Raw genomic sequence first — 5,444 nt, forward strand, 5'->3', positions numbered from 1 at the left:
AGACCGATGACCTGATCTTCTTCGTCTTCGATCTGCTGTTCGTGGACGGCGAGGACCTGCGGGCCCTGCCGCTATCGCAGCGCAAGGAACGGCTGAACGGCTTGCTGACCAAGCCGCCGGCCAATGTCCGCTATGTCGACCACTTCATCACCGCGGGCGACGCGGTGCTGCAGTCGGCCTGCCGCATGGCCCTGGAGGGCATCATCTCGAAGCGGATCGACGCGCCCTATCGCTCGGGCCGCAGCGACACCTGGGCCAAGTCGAAATGCCGCCAGGGCCATGAGGTGGTGATCGGAGGCTGGACGACGACCGGGGACGCCTTCCGATCCCTGATCGCCGGGGTGTACCGTGAGGGCCACCTGGCCCATGTCGGCCGCATCGGCACCGGATTTGGCCGCGACAAGGTCGACAGCCTGATGCCCAGGCTCAAGGCCCTGGAGACCGACAAGAGCCCGTTCAGCGGCAAGGGCGCCCCCAAGAAGGCCGCCGGCGTTCACTGGGTGAAGCCCGAACTGGTGGCCGAGATCGAATATGCCGGCTTCACCGGAGACGGCTCGATCCGGCAGGCGGCGTTCAAGGGCCTGCGCGCCGACAAGCCGGCCCAGGAGGTGGAGGCCGAGGTCCCGGCGCCGGCCGAGAGCGCGGACCTGGCCGAGCCGACGCCAGCGACGGTGGTTTCCAAGACCGTGTCGCCGAAGGGTTCCTCGGTGGTCATGGGGGTGACCATCTCCAGCGCCGAGAAGCCGCTCTGGCCCGACGCCCAGGACGGCAGGCCGGTCACCAAGCTGGACTTGGCCAAGTACTACGAGGCGGTCGCCCACGTGATCCTGCCACACATCAAGGGCCGGCCCTGTTCCATCATCCGCATGCCAGACGGCGTCGCCGGCGGAGAAACCTTCTTCCAGCGGCACGCCTCGCGGGGGTCATCGGCCCTGTTCACCGAGGTCGAGGTGTCGGGGGATCACAAGCCCTATCTGCAGATCGATCGCCCCGAGGCCCTGGTGGCCGCCGCCCAGATCGGGGCGGTGGAGTTGCACCCCTGGAACTGCGAGCCTTTCAAGCCGGAGGTTCCGGGGCGACTGGTGTTCGACCTGGATCCTGCGCCCGACGTAGACTTCGACGCGGTGATCGAGGCGGCGTGCGAGGTGCGCGACCGGCTGGAGGACCTGGGGCTGATCAGTTTCTGCAAGACCACCGGGGGCAAAGGGTTGCACGTCGTGACCCCGTTGAAGGCCGGCAAGGTAGATTGGCCGACGGCCAAGGCTTTCGCCCGTGATGTCTGCAAGGCGATGGCCCTGGACGCGCCGGACAAGTACTTGATCACCATGGCCAAGAAGGATCGCGGCGGCCGGATCTTCCTCGACTATCTGCGCAACGACCGCATGTCGACGGCGGTGGCCCCGTTCTCACCTCGCGGCCGTCCGGGCGCGCCGGTGTCCTTGCCGGTGACCTGGAGCCAGGTGAAGAAGGGGCTCGATCCGGCGAAATATACGATCCGCACCGTACCCGGGCTGCTGAAGAAGCTGGCGGCCTGGGAAGACTATTGCGACAGCGAGCGGCCCCTGGCGGCGGCGATCAAGCGGCTGGGAAAGGTCTAAAGCTACCCGTCATCCCGGCCGCAGCGCAGCGGAGAGCCGGGACCCAGGGGCGGTGCGCACGGCCCCTGGGTCCCGGATCGCCTATCGGCGTCGGGGATGACGCATAGTTAGGCCCGCTTCTTCGCCGGCGGGTGCTTGGCGGCCGCCTTCTTGGCAGGCGCCTTGGCCGCCTTCGCAGGGGCCTTCTTGTCTCCCGCCAGGCTGCGGCGCAGGGCTTCCATCAGGTCGATGACTTCCGCGCCCTTGGGCTCGTCGACGGTGACCTTTCGGCCCGCGCCCTTCTCCTTTTCCTTGATCAGGGCGCGTAGGGCTTCCTCGTAGCGGTCCTTGAACTCCGAGGCGTCGAAGTCGCCCTCCTGCTGCTCGATGATCTTGGCGGCGATCTCGATCATGTTCTTGTCGGCCTTCACCTCCGGGATGTCGTCGAAGAAGCTCTCGGGCTTCTTGACCTCGTCGAAGGTGCGCAGGGTGTAGGCCACCAGGCCCTTGCCGCGCGGCTCCATGGCCAGCATGCGTTCGCGCTGGTGCATGACCAGGCGGCCCAGCGCGATCTTGCCGGCCTTCTGCATGGCCTCGCGGATGACGGTGAAGGCCTCGACGGCCACCTTGCCGTCAGGGACCAGGAAGTAGGGGTCGTTCCAATAGAGGCGGTCGATCTCCTCGGCGTCGACGAACTTGTCGATGTCGATGGTCTTGGTGCTCTCCAGCCGGACACTGTCGATTTCCTCAGGCGTGACCACGACGTAGTGGTCCTTCTCGATCTCGTAGCCCTTGACGATGTCGGAGCGTTCCACCGGCCCGGTCTCCGGATCGGTGGGGATCATCCGGATGCGGTTGTGGGTGGTCTTGTGCAGCATGTTGAAGGACACGTCGCCGGTGCGGCTGGTGGCCGTATAGAGGGCCACCGGACAGGAAACGAGCGAGAGCCGAAGGTGCCCCTGCCAGGTTGGACGCGCCGCCATGATACCTCCACGAAGTTCGAGTCCGTGAACGCGTCAGGCGGCGCTTGCGTTGCCTAAAGGGCTCTGGTGAAGAAGCCCACGACCTCGGCGCGCGCCGCTTCCGCCGCGCTCTTGTTGAATTCCATCAGCACCGGACCGCCCGCGCCGTTGTGGGCGAAGGGGTCGTTGATGGTCTGCGTCGGCAGGTCGCGGTCGAAGCCGTGGCCCGCGCCGGCATAGGTGATGTTGCGGACCGGCGCCGTGCCCTGGGCGGCCAGCGCCGCCGCCAGCTTCTCGCCGGCGTCCGGATGATCGTAGGTGTCGATGTCGCCGGTCTGAATCAAGATTGGTGCGCCCGTGAGGTCGGTCAGGGCCATGCGCGGATCGGCGGCATAGGCGTAGCAGACCGGGTAGTGGGCGACGTGGGCCGCGAAGCCGGCCAGGTCTCCGCGCAGGGGATCGGCCCGGCCCTTGGTGTCGCTGAGCAGGCTGACCACTCCGCCCCAGGAGAAGCCGAGGATGCCCACGCGGGCAAGATCTATCTCCGGCTGGTCGCCCAGGAACTTCAGCGCCCCGAAAGCGTCGGGCAAGGTCTCCATGGGCGAGCGCGGGCGTCCCGCGGCACCGCGGGACGTGCTGCGCGCCGCCCACATGTCGATCTCCAGGGTCGCGAAGCCCGCGGCGTTGAGCGCGCCTGCGTAGTATTCGCCTCGCCCATCGACCCCGTCGGAGCCGTGGCAGATCAGGACCGCGCAAACCGGGGCTCCGGCCTCACGCGGCGTGCGCAACAGGCCGGCGACATTGAGGCCGGCGGAGGTGGGAAAGCTTACAAATGAGGTTCTCAACGACCGGGCTCCACCAGGATTTTCACATGGGCTTCGGGGTCGCCGAGGGTGACGAAGGCCTGCGCCACTTCGGACAGGCCCACCTTGCCGGTGACCACCCGGCTGACGTCGATCACGCCCTCGGAGATCTGGTGCAGGGTGTGGGCGAACTCCTCGGGCGAATAGCCGAACACGAAGGTGAGTTCGATCTCCTTGGTGATGGCGATGGCCGGTTCGATCTTGTCGGTCTCCATGCAGACGCCGGCCACCACGATCTGGCTGCCGGCGGGGCTGGCTTCGATCAGGTGCTGCAGGATGCCGGGCGAACCGACGCATTCGAAGACCACCGGCTGGCCGAAGGTCTTGCCCATCATGCGGGCCATGTTCTGGGCGGCGCGGGCCGTCGGCACGCCGAAGGCCTCCCAGCGGGCGTGCGGGCTCTCGCTGGCCGGATCGATCACCACGTCGGCGCCCAGCATCTCGGCGGCGGCGCGTCGGCGCGGGGAGTAGTCGGCGGCGATGACCGGGCCATGGCCCTTGGCCTTCAAGCCCGCGATCACCGCCAGGCCCACCGGGCCGCAGCCGATCACCAGGCTGACGCTGTCCTTGTCCAGCCGCGCCTTGGCCACGGCGTGGGCGCCGACCGCGAAGGGCTCGGTGAGCGCCGCCTGATCGGTGGGCAGGCCGTTCTTGACCTCCAGCAGCATCATCTCCGACAGGATCATCCGCTCGGCGAAGCCGCCGGGCAGGTTGTTTGAATAGCCGAGAAGTTCGACGCCGGTCCCGGTGATGGTGGCCGGCACGCTGACCACGCGGGTTCCGGGCTTCAACAGGCCCGTGGTCCCGGGCCCGTGCTCCAGGATCTCGGCGCAGAACTCGTGGCCGAACACCGTGTCGGCGGTGGGGTCGAAGCCGCCGCCCATGGCGCCGCCACCCCCGCCGCTGGCGCGCCGCGTGGTCTCGATCATGTGCTCCATGTGGTGCAGGGCGTGCAGGTCCGAGCCGCAGATTCCGCAGGCGAGCGTCTTAACCAGGACCTGGCCGGCGCCGGGGGTCAGCTCGTCGATCTCATCGCAGACCAGCTGCTTGTTGCGGCGGATGACAGCTCGCATGACTTTACCTCCCAGGATTTTGACCAGCTTGCGGGGGGAGTGGAGGGATTTCCAGCCTGTCGTCGCGGAATGCGGGCCGCCTTGCCCGCCGGGGCGCAATCCCCTAACCCTCCGCCCTTGAATTGAAGTGGCGCCAACGCGCGCCGAAGGGAGTCCCAGATGAGCCTCGCCTTTCTCTTTCCCGGCCAGGGCAGCCAGGCCGTGGGCATGGGCGCCGACCTCGCCGAAGCCTTCGCCAGCGCGCGCGAAGTGTTCCAGGAAGTCGACGACGCCCTTGGCCAGAAGCTGTTCAAGCTGATGAAGGAGGGGCCGGAGGATCAGCTCACCCTGACGGAAAACGCCCAGCCGGCCCTGATGGCCGTTAGCCTGGCGGTCAGCCGGACCCTGGAGAAGGAATTCAAGATCGGCGTCGGCAAGGCCGCCTTCGTCGCCGGCCACTCGCTTGGTGAGTACTCGGCGCTCGCGGCCGCCGGCGCCATCAGCTTGGCCGACACCGCGCGTCTCTTGAAGTTGCGTGGCCAGGCCATGCAGCGGGCCGTGCCGGTGGGCGAGGGGGCCATGGCCTCCCTGATCGGCCCCAAGAGCGACGTGGCCCTGGCCGAGGAGGCCGCCAAGGCGGGCTCGGCATTCGGCGTCTGCGTCGTCGCCAACGACAACAACAATGGCAATGTGGTGATCTCTGGGGCCAAGGCCGCCGTGGACGCCGCCATCGAGAAGGCCAAGGAGTTGGGGGCCCGCGCCATCCCGTTGAACGTCTCGGCGCCCTTCCACTGCCCCCTCATGCAGCCCGCCGCCGACGAGATGGCCGAGGCCCTGGGCGCCGCCACCATCCTGGCGCCCCGCGCGCCGCTGGTGGCCAACATCACCGCCCGACCGACGCTGGACCCGGAAGAGATCCGCCGGCTGCTGGTGGAACAGGTCACCGGCCGCGTCCGGTGGCGCGAGAGCATGATCTGGCTGGTGGAGGAG

General features: G+C 68.0%; 5 protein-coding genes. 2 read left to right on the forward strand and 3 right to left on the reverse strand.

Features of this window, described 5'->3' with window-relative positions; all coding sequences use genetic code 11:
* Positions 1-1,598, forward strand: a 1,598-nt coding sequence (ligD, locus tag RMO97_RS06865) for a DNA ligase D (protein ID WP_310539840.1), incomplete at its 5' end; no start/stop codon positions are given.
* 107 nt (positions 1,599-1,705) lie between these two features.
* Here the strand turns inward: ligD and RMO97_RS06870 are convergent.
* Genes RMO97_RS06870 through RMO97_RS06880 form a run of 3 tightly spaced genes read right to left on the reverse strand, consistent with a single transcriptional unit; the run spans position 1,706 to position 4,475 of the window.
* Positions 1,706-2,560: a Ku protein gene (locus tag RMO97_RS06870; protein ID WP_310539842.1), complete on the reverse strand. Its 855-nt coding sequence runs from the start codon at positions 2,558-2,560 to the stop codon at positions 1,706-1,708.
* A 53-nt stretch (positions 2,561-2,613) separates the two neighbouring features.
* Complete coding sequence (locus RMO97_RS06875; RefSeq protein ID WP_310539844.1) at positions 2,614-3,384, reverse strand: dienelactone hydrolase family protein; 771 nt, start codon at positions 3,382-3,384, stop codon at positions 2,614-2,616.
* Complete coding sequence (locus tag RMO97_RS06880) at positions 3,381-4,475, reverse strand: zinc-binding dehydrogenase (protein WP_310539845.1); 1,095 nt, start codon at positions 4,473-4,475, stop codon at positions 3,381-3,383. Before RMO97_RS06880 ends, RMO97_RS06875 begins: the two co-directional genes overlap by 4 nt.
* A gap of 159 nt (positions 4,476-4,634) precedes the next feature.
* Here RMO97_RS06880 and RMO97_RS06885 point away from each other — a divergent pair.
* Positions 4,635-5,444 (forward strand): ACP S-malonyltransferase (locus RMO97_RS06885; protein ID WP_310539847.1); only part of this gene is annotated, 810 nt, incomplete at its 3' end.

The organism is Phenylobacterium sp., from assembly GCF_031425575.1.
Taxonomy (GTDB): Bacteria; Pseudomonadota; Alphaproteobacteria; order Caulobacterales; family Caulobacteraceae; genus Phenylobacterium.

Bases quoted from the DNA above. Each gene is read 5' to 3' on its own strand.
- RMO97_RS06870 (WP_310539842.1), bottom strand. From the start codon at position 2,560: ATGGCGGCGCGTCCAACCTGGCAGGGGCACCTTCGGCTCTCGCTCGTT.
- RMO97_RS06880 (WP_310539845.1), bottom strand. From the start codon at position 4,475: ATGCGAGCTGTCATCCGCCGCAACAAGCAGCTGGTCTGCGATGAGATC.